13 protein-coding genes are annotated in these 19,151 nt (G+C 71.2%); 8 read left to right on the top strand and 5 right to left on the bottom strand.

The window, feature by feature from the left end; genetic code table 11:
- Positions 1-130: 130 nt before the first annotated feature.
- Complete coding sequence (locus tag PK606_RS14630; RefSeq protein ID WP_324565018.1) at positions 131-2,275, bottom strand: transketolase family protein; 2,145 nt, start codon at positions 2,273-2,275, stop codon at positions 131-133.
- 149 nt (positions 2,276-2,424) lie between these two features.
- Here PK606_RS14630 and PK606_RS14625 point away from each other — a divergent pair, with 149 nt between their 5' ends.
- From PK606_RS14625 to PK606_RS14615, 3 genes are all read left to right on the top strand, one after another.
- Positions 2,425-3,201, top strand: coding sequence for a nucleotidyltransferase family protein (locus PK606_RS14625; RefSeq protein WP_324565017.1), 777 nt, complete (start codon positions 2,425-2,427; stop codon positions 3,199-3,201).
- A 16-nt stretch (positions 3,202-3,217) separates the two neighbouring features.
- The gene (locus PK606_RS14620) at positions 3,218-4,603 is read left to right on the top strand and encodes an aminopeptidase P N-terminal domain-containing protein (RefSeq protein WP_324565016.1); all 1,386 of its coding nucleotides are present in this window, start codon (positions 3,218-3,220) and stop codon (positions 4,601-4,603) included.
- Positions 4,604-4,671: 68 nt separating this feature from the next.
- A complete protein-coding gene (locus PK606_RS14615; RefSeq protein WP_324565014.1) occupies positions 4,672-5,709 on the top strand; it encodes a c-type cytochrome in 1,038 nt (345 codons plus the stop codon).
- Between the two features lie 24 nt (positions 5,710-5,733).
- On the opposite strand, the gene yihG is transcribed toward PK606_RS14615, so the two are convergent.
- Positions 5,734-6,639 carry a 1-acylglycerol-3-phosphate O-acyltransferase, YihG family gene (gene yihG / locus PK606_RS14610; RefSeq protein ID WP_324565012.1) on the bottom strand — a complete coding sequence of 302 codons (906 nt, stop codon included), beginning with the start codon at positions 6,637-6,639 and terminating at the stop codon, positions 5,734-5,736.
- A 138-nt stretch (positions 6,640-6,777) separates the two neighbouring features.
- Between yihG and PK606_RS14605 the strand changes: the two genes are divergently transcribed.
- A complete protein-coding gene (locus PK606_RS14605; protein ID WP_324565011.1) occupies positions 6,778-7,356 on the top strand; it encodes an MOSC domain-containing protein in 579 nt (192 codons plus the stop codon).
- Positions 7,357-7,438: 82 nt separating this feature from the next.
- On the opposite strand, the gene PK606_RS14600 is transcribed toward PK606_RS14605, so the two are convergent.
- Both PK606_RS14600 and glnE read right to left on the bottom strand, forming a co-directional pair.
- Positions 7,439-8,041 carry a rhomboid family intramembrane serine protease gene (locus PK606_RS14600; protein ID WP_324565009.1) on the bottom strand — a complete coding sequence of 201 codons (603 nt, stop codon included), beginning with the start codon at positions 8,039-8,041 and terminating at the stop codon, positions 7,439-7,441.
- 99 nt (positions 8,042-8,140) lie between these two features.
- Positions 8,141-10,906 carry a bifunctional [glutamate--ammonia ligase]-adenylyl-L-tyrosine phosphorylase/[glutamate--ammonia-ligase] adenylyltransferase gene (gene glnE / locus PK606_RS14595; protein WP_324565006.1) on the bottom strand — a complete coding sequence of 922 codons (2,766 nt, stop codon included), beginning with the start codon at positions 10,904-10,906 and terminating at the stop codon, positions 8,141-8,143.
- 100 nt (positions 10,907-11,006) lie between these two features.
- Here glnE and PK606_RS14590 point away from each other — a divergent pair, with 100 nt between their 5' ends.
- The gene (locus PK606_RS14590) at positions 11,007-15,188 is read left to right on the top strand and encodes a YhdP family protein (protein ID WP_324565004.1); all 4,182 of its coding nucleotides are present in this window, start codon (positions 11,007-11,009) and stop codon (positions 15,186-15,188) included.
- On the top strand, positions 15,185-16,180 hold the full coding sequence (locus tag PK606_RS14585; RefSeq protein WP_324565003.1) for a carbon-nitrogen hydrolase family protein: 996 nt from the start codon (positions 15,185-15,187) through the stop codon (positions 16,178-16,180). Before PK606_RS14590 ends, PK606_RS14585 begins: the two co-directional genes overlap by 4 nt.
- A 118-nt stretch (positions 16,181-16,298) precedes the next feature.
- Here the strand turns inward: PK606_RS14585 and PK606_RS14580 are convergent, their stop codons facing one another.
- Positions 16,299-17,252 carry a LysR family transcriptional regulator gene (locus tag PK606_RS14580; protein WP_324565002.1) on the bottom strand — a complete coding sequence of 318 codons (954 nt, stop codon included), beginning with the start codon at positions 17,250-17,252 and terminating at the stop codon, positions 16,299-16,301.
- Between the two features lie 100 nt (positions 17,253-17,352).
- Between PK606_RS14580 and aptA the strand changes: the two genes are divergently transcribed.
- Together aptA and PK606_RS14570 are read left to right on the top strand one after the other, a co-directional pair.
- Complete coding sequence (aptA, locus tag PK606_RS14575; protein WP_324565000.1) at positions 17,353-18,708, top strand: omega-aminotransferase AptA; 1,356 nt, start codon at positions 17,353-17,355, stop codon at positions 18,706-18,708.
- A gap of 73 nt (positions 18,709-18,781) precedes the next feature.
- On the top strand, positions 18,782-19,151 hold a 370-nt coding region (locus PK606_RS14570; RefSeq protein WP_324564999.1), incomplete at its 3' end, for an aldehyde dehydrogenase family protein.

The raw sequence follows: 19,151 nt of genomic DNA, 5'->3' as shown, positions 1-19,151 counted from the left end.
GAAATACCATGCGCCCGATGCGACCGAAGCCGTTGATGCCGATCTTGATGCTCATTGCGTTTTCCTCTTTGCTAGTTTCCTAAACCGCTGCGGCGCCAGCGCATGGGCCGGCGCCGCGAAATCCGGGTGCTCAGCGCGCCAGCACGGCGCGCACGGTGTCGGCGACGTTTTCGGGGGTGAAGCCGAAGAACTCGAACAGTTTCGCCGCGGGCGCCGATTCGCCGTAGCGGTCGATGCCGACCACGGCGGCTGCGCCGTATTTCCACCAGCCATCCGTGACGCCCATCTCGACCGCGATGCGCGGCACGCCGTCCGGCAGCACCGACTGCTTGTATTGGACGCTCTGGCGGTCGAACGCGCTGGTGCTGGGCATCGAGACCACACGCACCGCAATCCTTTGCTGCGCCAGCAGCTGCTGCGCCTTCAGCGCCAGCTGCACCTCGGAGCCGGTGGCGATGATGACGGCGCGCATCTTGCCGCGCAGCCCGACGTCGCTGGGTTCGGCCAAAACATAGGCGCCACGGCCGATGTCGCCCAGCGCGCGCTTGGGCAGGTAGGGCAGATTCTGCCGGCTCAGCAACAGCGCGGTCGGGCGATTGCGGTTTTCCAGTGCCGCGGCCCAGGCGACGGCGGTCTCGGCGGTGTCGGCCGGGCGCCAGACGTCCAGGCCCGGAATCAGGCGCAGGCTGGCGGCGTGCTCGATGCTCTGGTGCGTCGGTCCGTCCTCGCCCAGACCGATCGAGTCGTGGGTGAAGACGTGGATCACGCGCTGGCGCATCAGCGCCGCCATGCGCACCGCGTTGCGGCTGTAGTCGCTGAAGGTCAGGAAGGTGCCGCCGTAGGGGATGTAGCCGCCGTGCAGCGCGATGCCGTTCATGACGGTGGCCATGCCGAACTCGCGCACGCCGTAGTTGACGTGGAAGCGCGCCGCCAGTGCGCTCGGCGCCTCGGGCGGCGACGGCGGCAGCGGCTCGGGCGAATTGCGGGTGGCCTCGTCCTCCTTGCCGACGCCGGCGATGTTCTGCGCCACCTGCTGGCGGCGCGACAGCTCTTCCGGCAGCACCACCGCGCCTTCCGCGGCGAAGCGCAGCGCGGTGGTGTGGCTGGTGTTGGTCAGGTTGGAGCCGGTCAGGTCGGCGCTGCCGCCGATCAGCTCGGGCAGCTGTGCGGTGAAGGCCTCCAGCGCGATCTGGCTGGCCTTGCGGCTGGCCACGGTCTCGGCGCGCTCATGCGCGGCGGCAACGGCATCGGCGGCGATCCGGGCGAAGTCGGGCGGCAGCTCGCCGGCCATGCGGCGCTGGAAGCTGGCCGCCAGCTGCGGATGCGCCTGGGCATAGGCGGTGAAGCGCGCGTTCCAATCGGCCTCGGCCGCGCTGCCGGCCGGGCGGGCGTCCCAGTCGGCGTAGATCGCCTGCGGGATCTCGAACGGGCCGTGCTCCCAGCCGATGGTCTGGCGCGTCAGCGCGATCTCGGTGGCGCCGAGCGGCTCGCCGTGCGCCTTGGCGGTATCCTGGCGGTTCGGCGAGCCCTTGCCGATCTGGGTGCGGCAGATGATCAGCGTCGGCCGGTCGGCGCCCTGCTGCGCCTCGGTGATGGCGCGGTCGACGGCATCGACGTCGTGGCCGTCGACCGGGCCGATCACGTTCCACTGGTAGGCCTCGAAGCGCTGGGCCACGTTGTCGACGAACCAGGGCGCGACCTGGCCGTCGATGCTGATGCCGTTGTCGTCGTACAGCGCGATCAGCTTGTTCAGTTTCCAGGCACCGGCCAGCGCGCAGGCCTCGTGGCTGATGCCCTCCATCAGGCAGCCGTCGCCCAGGAACACGTAGGTGTGGTGGTCGACGATCGCGTGACCGGGCCGGTTGAACTCGGCCGCCAGCAGTTTCTCGGCCAGCGCCATGCCGACCGCGTTGCCCAGGCCCTGGCCGAGCGGGCCGGTGGTGGTCTCGACGCCCGGCGTCACGCCGACCTCCGGATGCCCGGCGGTCTTGCTGTGCAGCTGGCGGAAGTCCTTCAGCTCCTGCAGCGGCAGGTCGTAGCCGGTCAGGTGCAGCAGCGCGTAGATCAGCATCGACGCGTGGCCGTTGGAGAGAATGAAGCGGTCGCGGTCGGCCCAGTGCGGATTGGCCGGGTTGTGCTTCAGGTGCCGGCTCCACAGCGCCACCGCCATGTCGGCCATGCCCATCGGGGCGCCGGGGTGACCGGAATTGGCTTGCTGGACGGCGTCCATGGCCAGGGCGCGGATGGCGTTGGCCATCGAGTTCTTGTCTGCCATCGGGAAGGAGCTCCGGGGAGGGGAAGAGGCGGCGAGCAACCACTGATTTTACAAGCCGTGACGCGCCGGCTTGATCTACAGTACGCCGTCATGCGGTTTTGGCTCCCGTTCCCCCGGCACCCCGGCGCAGCCGATGCGGGAGTGCGCCGGTGAGGCTGGGTCAGCGTGCGGCGCCCGGCGATGCGCGCGTGCGGGCGCTGATCCTGGCGGCCGGCCGCGGCGAGCGCATGCGGCCGCTGACCGACCACGTGCCCAAGCCGCTGCTGCCGGTGCACGGCAAGCCGCTGCTGCAATGGTGGCTGGAGGCGCTGGCGCGCGGCGGCGTCGGCGAGGTGGTGGTCAACACCGCCTGGCTGGGCGAGCAGATCGAGGACTTTTGCGGGCGCCAGCCGGGGGCGCCGATCCGCTGCTCGTCCGAGGGCCGTGACTTCGGCTACGCGCTAGAGACCGCCGGCGGCATCGCGCGCGCGCTGCCGCTGCTGGCGCCTTCGCCCGAGGATGCGTTCTGGGTGCTGGCCGGCGATATCCACGCGCCGGACTTCGAATTCCGGCCGCAGGCGGTGCAGGAGTTCGTGCGGGGCGGGCGGCTGGCGCACCTGTGGCTGGTGCCCAACCCGCCGCACAACCCGAACGGCGATTTCGCCATCGGCGCCGATGGCCTGGCGCTCAACCAGGCGCCGCCGGGCGGCGCGCGCCACACCTTCAGCACCGTGGCGCTGTACCGGCGTGCGCTGTTCGAGCCGCCCTGGTGCGACATCCTGCCCGGCAACCCGCAGGGCACGGCGGCGCCGCTCGCGCCGCTGCTGCGCCGCGCCATCGACGCCGGCCGGGTCAGCGCCGAGTTGTACGAGGGTGCCTGGACCGACGTCGGCACGCCCGAACGGCTGGCGCGGCTGAATGCCGACGCGCCGCCGATGCACCGATAACCTAAGCTTGCGTTCCATGACCACTGCACCCTATGCCGCCCGCCGCGCCCGCGTCGCCGCCCAGCTGGGCGAAGGCGCCATCGCCATCCTGCCGACGGCGCCCGAGCGGCCGCGCAACCGCGACACCGACTTTCCGTACCGCCACGACAGCTATTTCTATTACCTGACGGGCTTTTCCGAGCCCAACGCCTGGCTGGTGCTCGACGGCTCGGGGCGCAGCACGCTGTTCTGCCAGCCCAAGGACCTGGAGCGCGAGATCTGGGACGGCATCCGGCTCGGCCCCGAGGCCGCGCCGGCGGAGCTGGGCGTGGACGAGGCGTTCGCGGTCGATGAACTCGACGCGCGCCTGCCCAGGTTGCTCGAGAACCGGACGGTGGTCTGGTATCCCTTCGCCATCCATGGCGGGCTGGCGCCGCGCATCGACGGCTGGCTGCAGAAGGTGCGTGCCCGGGTGCGCCACGGGGCGCTGGCGCCCGACGCGCAGCGCGATCTGTGCGCGATCCTGGACGAGATGCGCCTGGTCAAGGACGCGCACGAACTGGACATCATGCGCCGCGCCTCACACATCAGCGCCGGTGCCCACGTGCGCGCCATGCAGCGCTGCAGCGCCATGCTGCGCGCCGGCGAGCAGGTGCGCGAATACCACCTCGAAGCCGAGCTGCTGCACGAGTTCCGCCGCCACGGCTCGCAGTTCCCGGCCTACGGCAGCATCGTCGCCGCCGGCGCCAACGCCTGCGTGCTGCACTACCGCGCCGACCAGGCGCCGATCCGCGATGGCGAGCTGGTGCTGATCGACGCCGGCTGCGAGCTGGACGGCTATGCGTCCGACATCACGCGCACCTTCCCCGCCAACGGCCGGTTCAGCGGCCCGCAGCGCGCGCTGTACGAGCTGGTGCTGGCCAGCCAGCAGGCGGCCGTCGAGGCGACCCGGCCCGGCGCGCGCTTCACCGAGCCGCACGAGGCCGCGGTGAAGGTGCTGACGCAGGGCATGCTCGATCTGGGCCTGATCGACCGCGACCGGCACGGCACGCTGGACGACGCCATCGCCGATCGCGCCTACTTCGCCCACTACATGCACCGCACCGGCCACTGGCTCGGCATGGACGTGCACGACTGCGGCAGCTACGTCGAGCCGGGCGAGGTCGGCCAGGTGAGCGAGCGCACCGACCCGCTCTCGGGCGAGCTGATCAAGGACCGGCCGGCGCGCATCCTGCGGCCCGGCATGGTGCTGACCATCGAGCCGGGCATCTACGTGCGGCCGGCCGAGCAGGTGCCGGAGCCCTTCTGGAAAATCGGCATCCGCATCGAGGACGATGCGGTGATCACCGACAGCGGCTGCGAGCTGATCACGCGCGGGGTGCCGGTGGATCCGGATGCAATCGAAACCCTGATGCGGAATTGATCCAAGTCATGATTTTGTATCGGGGTAACCCTAGGATGGAGTCTTGATCTACTTCAAGGAACGCCATCATGATCCGGTATCGTCTTCCCCGCTCCTGGGCGCTCGCGGGTGCCGCCGTGCTGCTGGCGGGCTGGCTTCCGGCCGCGGCACAGCAGGCCGCTGACACGGTCAAGCTGGCCGGTCGCCCGGTGCCCCAGATCGACCAGTTGCCGGCCGGCAAGCAGCGCGAGCTGGTGCAGTACGGCCACGACCTCACCGTGCGCACCTTCGCGCTCATCGGTCCCGAGGTCAAGGACCGGAAGATGCGCTACGCCGGCAACAACCTGGCCTGTGCCTCCTGCCACCAGCAGGCCGCCGCCAAGCCGTTCGCCATGCCGTGGTCGGGCGTCAGCGCCACCTTCCCGCAATACCGGGCGCGCGAGGACGACATCAGCACGGTGGAGGAGCGCGTCAACGGCTGCATGGAGCGCAGCATGAACGGCAAGGCGCTGCCGCTGGACTCGCGCGAGATGAAGGCCTTCGTCGCCTACACGGCCTTTCTGTCCAGGGGCATCCCGGTCGGCGCCACGGTCGAGGGCGCCGGCATGGTGCAGAGCAAGATGCCGAACCGGCGCGCCGACCTGGAGGCCGGTGCCAAGGTCTACGCCGACAAGTGCGCGGTCTGCCACGGCGCCGACGGCCAGGGTATCCGAGCCGGCAAGCCGGGCGACGCGCAGGGCTACACCTTCCCGCCGCTGTGGGGCAAGGACAGCTTCAACAACGGCGCCGGCATGAACCGCCTGGCCATGGCGACGCGCTTCGTCAAGCACAACATGCCGCAGGGCACCAGCTTCGACGCGCCGCAGCTGAGCGACGACGAGGCCTACGACGTATCGGCCTTCATGCTGTCGAAGGAGCGCCCGGTCAAGGCCAACCTGGAGCGCGACTTCCCGGCGCGCTGGAACAAGCCGGTCGATTCGGCCTTCCCGCCCTACATGCTGGGCGCGCCGGCCGATCAGCACCGCTTCGGGCCGTTCCCACCGCTGGCCGAGAAGCAGAAGCAGATGGCCGAGGAGATCAAGGCCAAGGTGGCGGCCGAGCGCGCCGCCGGTAAGAAGAAACCGTAAGGTACCGGGCCGATGCGCGGTTGATCAGGCGGAGTCTCTGCGCCCGGCCAGCAGGCGCTCGATCTCGGCGTCCTTCTCGGCCCACAGCTCGGCTAGCCAGTGGTGCACGCGGGCGCGGAAGGCCGCGTCGCCGCTGTAGTCGCCATGGCAGAACTCGGGCGGGATCGGCCGCCGGTGCGCGCGCATCACGATCTCGGGCACGCCGCCGCAGGCGAACTGCCAGAACGTCGGCCGCCCGTGCGGGTAGACGATGGTGACGTCGATCATCGAATCGAACTTCCCCCCCATGGCGTGCAGCGACAGCGCCATGGCGCCCGCCTTGGGCCTGAGCAGGTGCCGGTAGGGCGATGCCTGGGCGGCGTGCTTGGCCGGCGTGAAGCGCGTGCCCTCGGGAAAGTTCATCACGCTGGTCGGCACCAGTGCGAACTTCTCGCAGGCGCGGCGCGTGGTTTCCCGGTCCTCGTCGCGCAAGGCCGGGTTGGCGCGCAGCGCGGCCGGCGAGTGCCGCTTCATGAACGGAAACTCCAGCGCCCACCAGGCCAGCCCGATCACCGGCACCCAGATCAGTTGCTGCTTGAGAAAGAACTTCAGGAACGGGATGCGGCGGTTCAGCGTGTGCTGCAGCACGAAGATGTCGACCCAGGACTGGTGGTTGGCCTGCACCAGGTACCAGCCGGCGTAGGGCAGGCCATCGACGCCCGCCACGTCCCAGCGGGTGCGCTGCGTCAGCCGCATCCAGGCGCTGTTGCCGCTGATCCAGTGGGTGGCGATGCCGTTAATGGCCGGGTCGAGCACCAGCCGCACCTTCTGGAAAGGCAAGGCCAGCTTGAGCAGCGCCAGCACGAACAGCGGCGTGCACCAGAACAAGGTGTTGAGCACCAGCAGCGTGACGGCGACGACGCCGCGCAGGGTGGACGGACGGGTTGTCATGGAGGGTTTCCTGAGCTTGCAGCTTGGCCTGGGGATGCGCTGCGGCATCATGTCAGCATCATGGCTGATCCTGATGCAACCCCTGGCGCAATTGAACCGGCGCCGCCACGCGCGGGCGACCGGCAAGGCGGCGTGCGCGTGCGTACGGTCAGCGTCGGCCTGGCCGCGCCGTTGCCGATCGGCGGAGGCCGCACGCTGCTGAGCGGCATCCGCAAGGCGCCGGTCGATGGTCCGGTGATGGCCGCCGCGCTGGGTCTGGCGGGTGACGAGCAGGCCGACCTGAGTGTGCACGGTGGCCTGCGCAAGGCGGTCTACGCCTATCCCAGCGAGCACCTGCCGTTCTGGATCGAGCAGCGGCACGTGCATGGCGCGGCACCGCAGGATGAAGCGCTGCCGTCCGGCTTCATGGGCGAGAACCTGCTGCTCGAGGGCCTGCTGGAACACCAGGTGTGGGTCGGCGACACGCTGCACTTCGAGGGCTCGGACTGCGTGCTGCGCGTGACCGGTCCCCGCGAGCCCTGCGGCAAGCTGGGGGTGGTGATGGGCTTTGCCGCTGCCGGCCGGGTGATGGTGCGCACGGGCCGCTGCGGCTTCTACCTGGCGGTCGACATGCCCGGCATGCTGGCGGCCGGCATGCGGCTGCGGCTGGTGCCGGGCACCCGCGCGTTGTCGATCCCGGAGGCGATCCGGGCCAAATGGGCCAAGCACCGGAACTGAGCCATTTTTCTCGTGAAGGCGGCGGTCGCCGTGAACGGGTGTCCATGATGCGGGAGGCGCCCATTCGCGGCTGTCGCCGCGCCTACCGCAGGGTTGCGGGATCGGCGCGCAGCCGGGCCAGCGCCTCCAGCAGCAGCGCCAGCGTGGCGCCCGCCAATGCGCCGGTGAGGTGAGCGGCGTACACCACGTTGAAGCCCCAGCGGCTGTCGAAGCCGATCGGCACCGCCCAGCCGCGCTCCAGCACCAGCTTCAGCACCAGCCCGCCGGCCAGCAGCCCGCCGAGCAGGCGCGTCGGCCGCATCAAGAGCGCCCGCAGCGCCAGCACGGCAGCGGCGATGTGGACCAGCCCGGACAGGCCGTAGTAGCCGCCGATCCTGGGCCAGGCCAGCAGCGCCAGGGTGCCTAGCGGCCAGGCCAGCAGCAGCGCCAGGGTGTCGCGCGGCTGCGCCGGCAGCGCGGCGCCCAGGATCGCCAGCGCGGCCAGCGCCAGCGCGTTGGCGAGCCCGTGCGTGGGCAGGAAATGCATCAGTGGTGCGGTCCACAGCGTCCACGGCTGCGCTTGCCAGTGCTCGGCGTGCCAGATCCAGAACTGGGGCCGCAACTGGCCGGTGCTGCCGGCCAGCCACGCCGCGACGCAGGCGGCGATCAACAGCGCGCAGACGACGGGCCAGAGGAGCAGGCGCATGGGCAACAGGCCGGGCGCGGCAGCGCGCACGCGACCACGAACGGGTTGGCTCCGGAGTTTAGGGCTTGCCGCTGACCGGGCGTGCGCCGGGCCGGCGCGTCAGCCGAACACCGCCTGCCACAGCGCGATGATGGCGGCGCGCTCGGCGCCCATGGCTTCGGGCGCCAGCTGTGTCGGCTCCTCGTTCAGCCGCGCCTGGTGCTGCACGCGGCGCAGTTCGCGGTAGGCGTCGGCGGCCGCCTGGCCGATGCCGGCGGGCAGCAGGCCGGCCTGCTCGGCCCGCTGCAGCAGGGCGATGTTGCCGAGGTTGGGCGCCAGTTCGGGGTGCCGGGCGGTGTGCGCCAGCACCAGGTACTGGGTCGTGAATTCGGCATCCACCATGCCGCCCGGACTGTGCTTGACGTCGAACAGGCCGGACCTGACGGTGTGCGCTGCGCGCATCTTCTCGCGCATGGCGATGATCTCGCCGCGCAGCGCGGCGTGGTCGCGCGGGGCGGTGATGACGGCGTGGCGCACGGTGTTGAAGCGGGTGATCAGGGCGTCTTCCGCGCTCGCGTCGGGAGTTGAGCCGGGCGCCACCGGCGGGATCATCCTGGCTCTTGTCATGGCCTGGTGTTCCCAGGTCCAGGCGGTGTTGCTGCCGCGGTTTTCCTGGTAGTCGGCGTAGGCATCGAAGCTGGTCACCAGCAGGCCCGAGCTGCCGTTGGGGCGCAGCGCGGTGTCGATCTCGAACAGGTCGCCCTCGCCGGTCTTCACCGTCAGCCAGGTGATCAGCTTACGCACGAAGGCGGCGTAGATGTCCTGCGCGTCCTCGTGCTCGTCGTCGAACACGAACACGATGTCCAGGTCGCTGCCGTAGCCGAGCTCCTTGCCGCCCAGCTTGCCGTAGCCGATGATGCCGAAGCGGGGGTGTTCCCGGTGCTTCTGGCGCAGCCGCGGCCAGCACCAGCGGGTGGTCAGGCGCAGGATCGCGTCGGCCAGTGCCGACAGGTCGTCGGCCACCTGCTCGACCGTGATGCTGCCCTCGACGTCGCGCACCAGGGTGCGGAACACCTCGGCGTGGTGGGCGCGGCGCAGCAGGTTGAGCAGGTTTTCCTCGTCGTCCTCGCGCGTCGTGGCGAGCGCCAGGCGCCGCTGCTCGAGCTCCTGCTCGAAGGCGGCGGCGTCGAAGCGGTCGGCCAGCAGGCTGGGGCCGGCCAGTTCGTCGATCACGCCTGGGTGCTGCATCACGTAGCGCGCCGGCCAGCGCGCGGCGCCGAGCACGCGCAGCAGCCGCTCGTGCACCGCCGGGCGCTCCAGCAGCAGCGCGATGTAGCTCTCGCGCCGCAGCAGCGGCTCGACCCAGTCGGCCAGGCGCAGCACGCCATCCTCGTTGACGCGGCCCTCGTCCAGCCACTGCGCGGTGCGCTGCAGCAGGCGCACCAGGCGCCCGCGCGCTTCGTCGCGCAGTGCCAGCACGCGCGGATGCTCGGGCCATTCGGCGAGGCGCTCGCGCACCCGCTCGGGAAAGCCCGTCAGCACGCCATCGATCTCGGCCGGCAGCGCGCGACCGGCGCCGTTGCCATTGCCGTTCCTGCCACAGGCCTTGCAGGGCGCGTCGCCGCCCAGCAGGCGATCGAACTCCTCGGCCACGAACTCGCGGTGCGTGTCGAGTTCGGCCAGGAACGGACAGGCGCCGGCGTAGCCGAGCGTGTGCGCGATCCAGTCGAGGTCGGCGTCGTCGGTCGGCACGATGTGGGTCTGCTGGTCGTCCAGGTACTGGATGCGGTGCTCGACCCGGCGCAGGAACACGTAGGCGGCGGCCAGCTGGTCGGCGGTGTCCGGCGGCATCAGGCCGGCGTGCGCCATGCGCTGCAGGGCCTGCACGGTCGGGCGCGTGCGCAGCTCGGGGAACTGGCCGCCGCGCACCACCTGCAGCAGCTGCACGATGAACTCGATCTCGCGGATGCCGCCGCGCGACAGCTTGACGTCGTTGGCGCGCTCGGGCCGGCCGGCCGAGCGCTTGCTGGCGTGCTCGCGGATCTGCCGGTGCAGGTTGCGCAGCGACTCGAACACCGCGTAGTCGAGGTACTTGCGGAACACGAACGGCAGCACCACGCCGCGCAGTGCCCGCGCCGAGCCGTTGGCGATGGCCGCGCGCGGCGCCACGGCGCGGCTCTTCATCCAGGCGAAGCGCTCCCATTCGCGCCCCTGCACCAGCATGTATTCCTCCAGCGCGTCGAGCGAGCACACGGCGGGGCCGGAGTTGCCGTTGGGCCGCAGCGCCAGGTCGATGCGGAACACCAGCCCGTGCTCGGTGGTGTCGCCGATCAGCGCCTGGATCAGCTTGACCGCGCGCGTGAAGTACTCCTGCACGCTGATGCGCCCGCGCCCATCGTCGCGGCCGGCGGTCTCGCCGTCGTCGTCGTAGACGTAGATCAGGTCGATGTCGCTGGACACGTTCAGCTCGCGCGCGCCCAGCTTGCCCATGCCGACCACCCACAGCTCGGCGCGCGTGCCGGCCTCGGTCAGCGGCGCGCCGTGGCGCTCGTCGAGCTCGGCGAAGGCCTGCCGGCAGGCGGTGTCGAGCGCCAGCTCGGCCAGTTCGGTGACGGCGCTGGTGACGATGTCCAGCGGCGCGGCCTGCTCGCAGTCCAGCACCACCAGGCGTTCGATCACCAGCTGGCGCAGGATGCGCAGGCGCGCGCCGGTGTCGTGACCGCGTGCGGCCAGCGCCGCCAGGCAGGTCTGCATCGACTCGAGCGTGGGTGCGCCGGCCGGCAGCAGCGCCAGCTCGCCTTCGTAGCGGCGCCGCAGGCGCTGCACCAGGCGCGAATGCGCGGCGCCCGCGGGCGCCTGCGGGCTGGGCTGACTGAGGCGTGTCATGGCCGTGGCCGCCGGCTGCGGGCCAGAACCTTCGAGGTCACCGGGGGTCATAATTTCTCTCGTTGCCTGTCAAGCCGGCGCCGGGCGGTCATGCCGCCCGATGGCCGGCCCCAACGCATTCACCCGTACGCCATTGATCGCGCGCTCCATCCGATTCGCCGCCACGCTGATGCGCTGGACCCTGCGTGCCTTGGCGGGCCTGCTGATGGTGCTGGTGCTGGCCGGGATCGTCCTCCATTGGTTTATTGTGCCGCGCGCCGACGAGTTTCGCCCGCGGCTCGAAAGCTGGGCCTCGCGCGCGCTGGCGGCGCCGGTCAGCATCGGCGCGCTGCGGGCCGAATCGAATGGTCTCGTGCCCACGCTGTCGCTGCACGACGTGCAGGTGCATGACCCCGCGGGACGCCCAGGCTTGCGCGTGCCGCGTGCGCTGGTGGCGCTATCCGTGCTATCGCTGGCCACCGGCGGGCTGGAGCAGCTGGTGATCGACGAGCCCGAGCTGGAAGTGCGCCGCAGCGCCGACGGCCGCCTGCTGGTGGCCGGCATCGACCTGTCGGGCGATGCCGCGGGTGATACCGGCGTGGCCGACTGGTTCTTCTCGCAGCCCGAGTTCCTGGTGCGCGGCGGCCGCGTCGACTGGGTCGACGAGCGGCGCGGTGCGGCGCCGGTCGGCCTGCATGACGTGCAACTGGTGGTGCGCAATGGCCGCCGGCGCCACCAGCTGCGGCTCGACGCTACGCCGCCGGCGGGCTGGGGTCGGCGCTTCACCCTGATCGGGCAGTTCCGGCAGCCGGTGTTCTCGCGCCATGCCGGCCATTGGCGCGAGTGGGACGGCCAGCTGTTCGCCGATCTGCCCTGGGTCGACGTGTCGCGGCTGCGCGAGCACGTCGATCTGAAGTCCGATTGGGACATCGACCTGCACGCCGGCCAGGGCGCGCTGCGCGGCTGGGCCGAGGTGCGCAAGGGCGCGCTGGTCAGCGCCACCGCCGACCTGGCGCTGGACCAGGTGGCGGCGCGCTTCGGGTCCGAGCTGGCGCCGCTGGCCTTCGGCGCCGTCAGCGGCCGGCTCGGCTGGCGCCACCAGGCCGGCGCGATGCAGCTCGACACCCGCAACCTGCAGTTCGTCGATGCCGACGGCCTGGTCTGGCCGGGCGGCAATTTCACGCTGAACTACCGTGACGGCGAGGGCGGCGGCGAGTTGCGCGGCGACCGGCTCGACCTGGCGGCGCTGGCCAAGATCGCCAGCCGGCTGCCGCTGCCACCCAGGCTGCACGAGCAACTGCGCGCGCACCCGGTCAAGGGCCGGGTCGACAGCATCATGGCGCGCTGGGACGGCGCGCTGGACGCGCCGCGCGACTGGCGCGTGCAGGCGCGGCTGGCCGGCCTGTCGGTCGGCGCCCGGCCGGCGCCGCCACGCCGGGACGGCAGTCCGGTCGAAGGCATTCCCGGCATCGAGGGCGCGGCGCTGGAGTTCGAGGCCATGCCCGGCGGCGGCCACGCCAGCCTGACGATCAAGGATGGCGCGCTGGAGTTTCCCGGCGTGTTCGAGGAGCCGCGCATCCCGCTCGCGCAGCTGTCGGCGCAGGCGCGCTGGCGCGTGCAGGGCGAGCACATCGAGCTCGACGTCGACGAACTCAAGCTGCAGAACCCCGACGCCACCGGCAGCTTCAAGGCGCGCTGGCAGACCGACGAGGTGAAGCGTGCCGGTGACGCGCGCTTTCCGGGCGTGCTGGATCTGCAGGGCACGTTCAGCCGCGCCAACGGTGCGCGCGTGCACCGCTACCTGCCGCTCGGCATTCCGCTTGACGCGCGGCGCTACGTACGCGAGGCGATCCTGAAGGGCGAGGCGCGCGACGTTGCGGTGCGGGTCAAGGGCAGGCTGCTTGACGTCCCGTTCGAGAAAAGCACCGCGGCGGGCGAGTTCCGCTTTGCCGGCCAGGTGCGCGGCGTCACCATGGCCTATGTGCCCCGGTATCTGCAACCCGAGGGACAGCCGCCCTGGCCTCAGCTGGAGGATCTGGCGGGCGAGCTGGTGTTCGAGCGCAACAGCATGCGTGTCAACAACGCCCGGGCGCGCGTGCAGGGCCATCCCGGCTGGCGCTTTCCGCGCGTGCAGGCCGGTATCGCCGACCTCGGCCGCACCCGGGTGCTGGTCGAGGCCGAGGGCCAGGGCGCGCTGGCCTCGGCGCTGGACATCGTCCGGGCTTCGCCAGTGGCGGGTTTCACCCAGCACGCGCTGGACCGCGCCACGGCCAGCGGCGATGCCGGCCTGCGGCTCAAGCTCGACCTGCCGGTCGCGCACATCGACGACGCCAGGGTCGAGGGCCGGGTCGCGCTGCAGGGCAACGCGCTGCGCATCACGCCCGCCGCGCCGCAACTGGACGGCGCGCAGGGCGAAGTCAGCTTTTCCGAGACCGGCTTCGCGGTGCACGAGGTGCGCGTCGGCCTGCTCGGCGGCGAGGCGCAGGTCAGCGGCGGGCTGCAGCCGGCCGCCGGCGAGGCGGCCGTGGTGCGGCTGCGCGCCAGCGGCACCGCCAGCGCCGACGGCCTGCGCCAGATGCAGGACTGGGGTCCGGTGCCGGCCATCGCCCGCCAGGCCAGCGGCCAGGCGGCGTACGAGGCTGTGATCGGCTTCCACGCCGGCGAGCCGGAGCTGCTGGTGACGAGCGATCTGCGCGGCATGGCGTTCGACTTGCCGGCGCCGCTGGCCAAGCCGGCCGACGCTGCGTGGCCGCTGCGCTACGAGTCGCGCCCGCTGGCCGCCGAAGGCGGCGTCGTGCGCGAGCAGATGCGGTTGACGGTGTCCGACCGGCTGGCGCTGCTGCTGGAGCAGGACGCTGGCGCGGTGCCGACGCGCGCGCTGCGCGGCGCCATCGGCGTCGGCGCGCAGGCGCAGGCCGAGCTGGCGCTGCCGGCCAGCGGCGTGCTGGCGCGGGTGCAACTGCCGCGCCTCGACGTGCCGGCCTGGGACGCGATGGCCGACCGGCTGTTTGCCGGCGACGGCACGGGCGCTGGCGCCGGCTGGTCGGCCGCCGCCAGCGCCGGCGGCAACGCGCGCGCCTACCTGCCTAACGCCTGGTCGCTGCGCGTCGGCGAACTGCTGCTGGACGAGCGCGTGCTGCATGACGTGGTCAGTACCGGCACGCGCGAGGGTGGTACCTGGCGCGCCGACGTGCAGGCGCGCGAACTGGCCGGCCGCGTCCAGTTCAGCGAGGGTGCCGACGGCCGGGCCGGCAAGGTGCATGCGCGCCTGTCGCGCCTGAGCATCCCGGCCAGCACGGTCGACGAGAGCGCCGCGCGGCTGGCCGAACCGCCGGCGCACATCCCGGCGCTGGACATCGTGGCCGAGCAGTTCGAGCTGCGCGGCAAGAAGCTGGGCCGGCTGGAGATCGAGGCCGTCAACCAGGACCTGGCGCCGTCGCGCCAAGGTGCCCGCGGCGTGCAGGACTGGCAGCTGACGCGGCTGCAGCTCAGCACCCCGGAGGCGAGCTTCAGCGCCAACGGCCACTGGGCGGTGCAGGCGCGTGCATCGGCGCTGCCGTCCGACCCGCGCGCGCCGCGCCCGGCGGACGATCCGCGCCGCACGCTGCTGCACTTCAAGCTCGACATCCGCGATGCCGGCGCGCTGCTGGCGCGCTTCGACATGCCGGGCGTGCTGGCGCGCGGCCAGGGACACCTGGACGGCAGCCTGGGCTGGACCGGCTCGCCGTTCTCGCCGCACTACCCCAGCATGCAGGGCCAGCTGAAGCTCGACGTCGGCGCGGGCCAGTTCCTCAAGGCCGACCCGGGCGTGGCCAAGCTGCTCGGCGTGCTCAGCCTGCAGTCGCTGCCGCGGCGGCTGACGCTGGATTTCCGCGACGTCTTCTCCAGCGGTTTCGCGTTCGACCACGTGCGTGGCGACGTCGTCGTGCAGCGGGGCATCGCCAGTACCAACAACCTGCAGATGAAGGGCGTCAACGCCGGCGTGCTGATGGAAGGCAGCGCCGACCTCGATCAGGAAACGCAGGACCTGCGCGTGCTGGTGGTGCCCGAGATCGACGCCGGCACCGCCGCGCTGGCCGCGACCGTGATCAGCCCGGCGATCGGCATCGGCGCCTTCATCGCCCAACTGGTGCTCAAGCAGCCGCTCATCAAGGCGGCGACGCGCGAATTCCACATCGGTGGCAGCTGGGACAATCCGCAGGTCAGGCGTGTCGGCCAGGCCGACCGCGGTGCCGGACAGGACACCGGCGCCGCGGTGCCATCGACGGCGCCCGCCGCCGTCAACCAGGAGGACAAGCCGTGAAGGTCGCCGCGATCCAGATGGTCTCGTGCACGCAGGTGGAACACAACCTGCGCGCCGCGCACGCGCTACTCAGCGAAGCCGCGCAAGGCGGCGCCGAACTGGCCGTGCTGCCGGAATACTTCTGCGTCATGGGCCAGCACGACACCGACAAGCTGGCGCTGCAGGAGCCGCTGGGCGCTGGCCCGATCCAGGACTGGCTGGCCGCCACGGCGCGCGAACTGGGCCTGTGGATCGTCGGCGGCACGCTGCCGCTGGCCTGCGAGCCGCGCGACGCGCGCGCCCGCCGCAGCGCCGGGCCGCCCCAAGCGGAGGCGGTGGCCCCCTCGGGGGGCAGCGCAGCACGCGCAGCGGCGGAGCTAGGGGGCAAGAGCAACAGCGCCGGGCCGCCCCAAGCGGAGGCGGCGGCCCCCTCGGGGGGCAGCGCAGTACGCGCAGCGGCGGAGCGTGGGGGCAAGTGCCGCAATGCGTCCCTGGCGTTCAATCCGCACGGGGAGCGGGTGGCCTGCTACGACAAGATCCACCTGTTCAAGTTCGACGACGGCAGCCGCCTGTACGACGAGGCGGCGGTGCTGGCGCGCGGCAGCCAGCCGACCCTGTTCGACCTGCCGTCGCGCGACGGTCACCGCTGGCGCATCGGCATGAGCGTGTGCTACGACCTGCGCTTTCCCGAGCTGTACCGCCACTACGCGGCCGAGGGCGCCGAACTGCTGCTGGTGCCCAGCGCCTTCACCCACGTCACCGGCCAGGCGCACTGGGAAGTGCTGCTGCGCGCGCGGGCGATCGAGAACCTGTGCGGCGTCATCGCCGCCGCACAGGGCGGTCTGCACGAGAACGGCCGCCGCACCTGGGGTCAGAGCATGGTGGTCAACAGCTGGGGCACGGTGCTGGCCGAGCGCGCCGAAGGCGCCGGCGTGGTGCTGGCCGAGCTTGATCCGGCGGCACTGGCGGCGCGGCGCGGACAGTTGCCGGCCTTGCAGCATCGGGTGCTGTGACGCTTCGGAGTACCGAATACCAACAGCCAACAGCCGGACGCAGAGGTCGCGAAGGATTCGCGAAGGATGCAAGGAGCACCACGAAGGGTTTTCTTTGGGCTGCTGGCGTCGTGCGGGATCAGGCGCCGGGTGTCGTGTGCGCCGCCAGCAAGGCCTGGTGGAAGGCCAGCGCCGCCCGCGATGGCCGTGGTGAGCGGCGCAGCACGCTGAGGAAGTCGCAGGCGTAGTGCAGCACCTGGGGCGCTACCGCCCCCATCTGGCCGCGCTGCACGAAGGCGTCGGCGTAGTGGTCGGGCAGGAAGCCGACGAAGCGGCCCGACAGGATCAGCGTGGCGATGGCCTCCTGCTCGAACGCCGTGGCCTTGCGCTTGAGCTGGCGGCCGTGCGCCAGTTCCATGTTGGGCGAGTGGTAGCCGAGGCCGGCGAAGTCGCCGCGGCGGCGCAGTGCCGGCCAGTCAAGCGCCGCATGATCGGCGCCGAACAGCTCGTGCGCGGCGCCGCAGTACAGGTACATGGTTTCGCCGAACAGGCGGTCGTAGCGCAGGCTGGCCGAGGCGCGGTGCGCCGGGATCACGCCGACGGCGAAGCTGCCGTCCATCACGCCGCGCTCGATGTCCTGGATGCTGCCCACGTGCAGGTGCAGGCTGACGTCGGGCGCCAGCCGCGCGAAATCGGCAATCGCCGCGTGGATGCGTGCCTGCGGGTTGCTGGCGGTCTTGTCGAACAGCGCCACGTGCAGGGCGCCACCCATGCGGTCATGAATGTCGTCGATGCTGGCGCGGAAGCTGCCCACCGCGGCCAGCAGCCGCAGCGTCTCGTCGTACACGCGCTGGCCCTCGGCCGTCAGCGCGAAGCCGGCCCGGCCGCGCCGGCACAGTACTAGGCCCAGGCGCGTTTCCAGGTCCTTGACGTGGCGGCTGACGGTGCTGGTGCCGATGTTCAGCTCCAGCTCGGCCGCCGACAGGCCACCGCATTCGACCACCGCCTTGAACACCTGCAGCAGGCGCAAATCCATGTCGCTGACCTGGCCGAGTGCGGGGCGGGCGCGGGCGGGACGGGGTGTTACTTGCATAAATCAGCAATTGAACATGGACATTTGCCTATTCAAGAGATTAACAGGACGGGACAGAATGCGTCCGGTATTCAAGACTGTTCCTGAAGGAGACAAGCCCATGACCACCGCCACCTTCGCCCAATCCGCCGACAAGACGCGCCACGATGCCGCCTGGCTCGACGCGCACTGGATGCCCTTCACCGCCAACCGCGAGTTCAAGCGCGACCCGCGCATGATCGTCGGCGCGCAGGGCGCCTACTACACCGATGCCGACGGCCGCCAGGTGTTCGACGGCCTGTCGGGGCTGTGGTGCACCGGCCTGGGCCACGGCCGGCGCGAGATCGCCGAGGCGGTGGGCAGGCAGGCGGCCCAGCTCGACTATTCACCGGCCTTCCAGTTCGGCCACCCGCTGTCGTTCGAACTGGCCAACAAGCTGAAAAGCCTGGCGCCCGCCGGTTTGGATCATGTGTTCTTCACTTCGTCCGGTTCGGAGGCCGCCGACACCGCGCTGAAGATGGCGCGTGCCTACTGGCGCCTGAAGGGCCAGGGCGGCAAGACGCGCCTGGTCGGGCGCGAGAAGGGCTACCACGGCGTCAACTTCGGCGGCATCTCGGTCGGTGGCATGGTCGGCAACCGCAAGGTCTATGGCCAGGGCATCGAGGCCGACCACCTGCCGCACATCCAGCCGCCGGCTGGCACCTTCGCCAAGGGCCAGCCGCTTGACGGCGGCAAGGCATTGGCCGACCGGCTGCTCGACCTGATCGCGCTGCACGACGCCAGCAACATCGCCGCTGTCATCGTCGAGCCCTTCAGCGGCTCGGCCGGCGTGCTGATCCCGCCGGTGGGCTACCTGCAGCGCCTGCGCGAGATCTGCACCCAGCACGACATCCTGCTGATCTTCGACGAGGTCATCACCGCCTTTGGCCGCTGCGGCACCATGACGGGCTCGGACGCCTTCGGCGTGGTGCCCGACATCATGACCTTCGCCAAGCAGGTCACCAACGGCGTGCAGCCGCTCGGCGGCGTGATCGCCAGCACCGAGATCTACGACACCTTCATGGCCGCCGGCGGGCCCGACTACATGCTGGAGTTTGCGCACGGCTACACCTACAGCGCGCACCCGGTCGCCTGCGCCGCCGGCATCGCCGCGCTGGACCTGCTGGAGCGCGAGGACGGCGTCGGCCGCGTCAAGGCGCTAAGCGCCCACTTCGAGAAGGCCGTGCATGGCCTGAAGGGTGCGAAACACGTGCTCGACATCCGCAACTACGGCCTGGCCGCCGGCTTCACCATCGAGGCGCTGCCCGGCGAGCCGGCCAGACGGCCCTACGAGATCGCCATGCACTGCTGGAAGAACGGCTTCTATGTGCGCTACGGCGGCGACACCGTGCAACTGGCGCCGCCCTTCATCAGCACGCCGGCGGAGCTGGACCGACTGGTGAGTGCAGTGGGTGATGCGTTGGCGGCCACCGCTTGATCTTCACCCTCGCATCGATCGTTATCCGGCCCGGCGACCGTGCCGGAACAGGCGCTCCTTCTTCAAACCCATCATGAACAACGACAAATCCGTCACCCACACCATCGGCCACCTCATCGACGGCCAGATCGTCAACGACACGGTGCGCACGCAGCCCGTGTTCAACCCCGCCACCGGGCAGGTCAGCGGCCATGTGGCGCTGGCCAGCAAGGCCACGGTGGAGCAGGCCATCGCCTCGGCCGAGAAGGCGTTTCCCGACTGGCGCAACACGCCGCCGCTCAAGCGAGCCCGCGTGATGAGCAGGCTGAAAGTGCTGCTGGAAGAGCACGCCGACGAGATCGCGCAGCTGATCACCGCCGAGCACGGCAAGGTGCTCAGCGACGCGCACGGCGAGATCCAGCGCGGCATCGAGAACGTCGAGTACGCCAGCTACGTGCCCGAGC

The organism is Ottowia sp., from assembly GCF_035444425.1.
GTDB lineage: Bacteria > Pseudomonadota > Gammaproteobacteria > Burkholderiales > Burkholderiaceae_C > Ottowia.
The sequence above is the reverse complement of the archived record's forward strand: the minus strand, read 5'-3'. Positions and strand labels throughout refer to the sequence as shown.

Coding starts and splice junctions, on each gene's coding strand:
- yihG (WP_324565012.1), bottom strand. CDS start 6,639: ATGACAACCCGTCCGTCCACCCTGCGCGGCGTCGTCGCCGTCACGCTG.
- PK606_RS14600 (WP_324565009.1), bottom strand. CDS start 8,041: ATGCGCCTGCTCCTCTGGCCCGTCGTCTGCGCGCTGTTGATCGCCGCC.
- glnE (WP_324565006.1), bottom strand. CDS start 10,906: ATGACACGCCTCAGTCAGCCCAGCCCGCAGGCGCCCGCGGGCGCCGCG.
- PK606_RS14620 (WP_324565016.1), top strand. CDS start 3,218: ATGACCACTGCACCCTATGCCGCCCGCCGCGCCCGCGTCGCCGCCCAG.
- PK606_RS14590 (WP_324565004.1), top strand. CDS start 11,007: ATGGCCGGCCCCAACGCATTCACCCGTACGCCATTGATCGCGCGCTCC.
- aptA (WP_324565000.1), top strand. CDS start 17,353: ATGACCACCGCCACCTTCGCCCAATCCGCCGACAAGACGCGCCACGAT.
- PK606_RS14580 (WP_324565002.1), bottom strand. CDS start 17,252: ATGCAAGTAACACCCCGTCCCGCCCGCGCCCGCCCCGCACTCGGCCAG.
- PK606_RS14615 (WP_324565014.1), top strand. CDS start 4,672: ATGATCCGGTATCGTCTTCCCCGCTCCTGGGCGCTCGCGGGTGCCGCC.
- PK606_RS14630 (WP_324565018.1), bottom strand. CDS start 2,275: ATGGCAGACAAGAACTCGATGGCCAACGCCATCCGCGCCCTGGCCATG.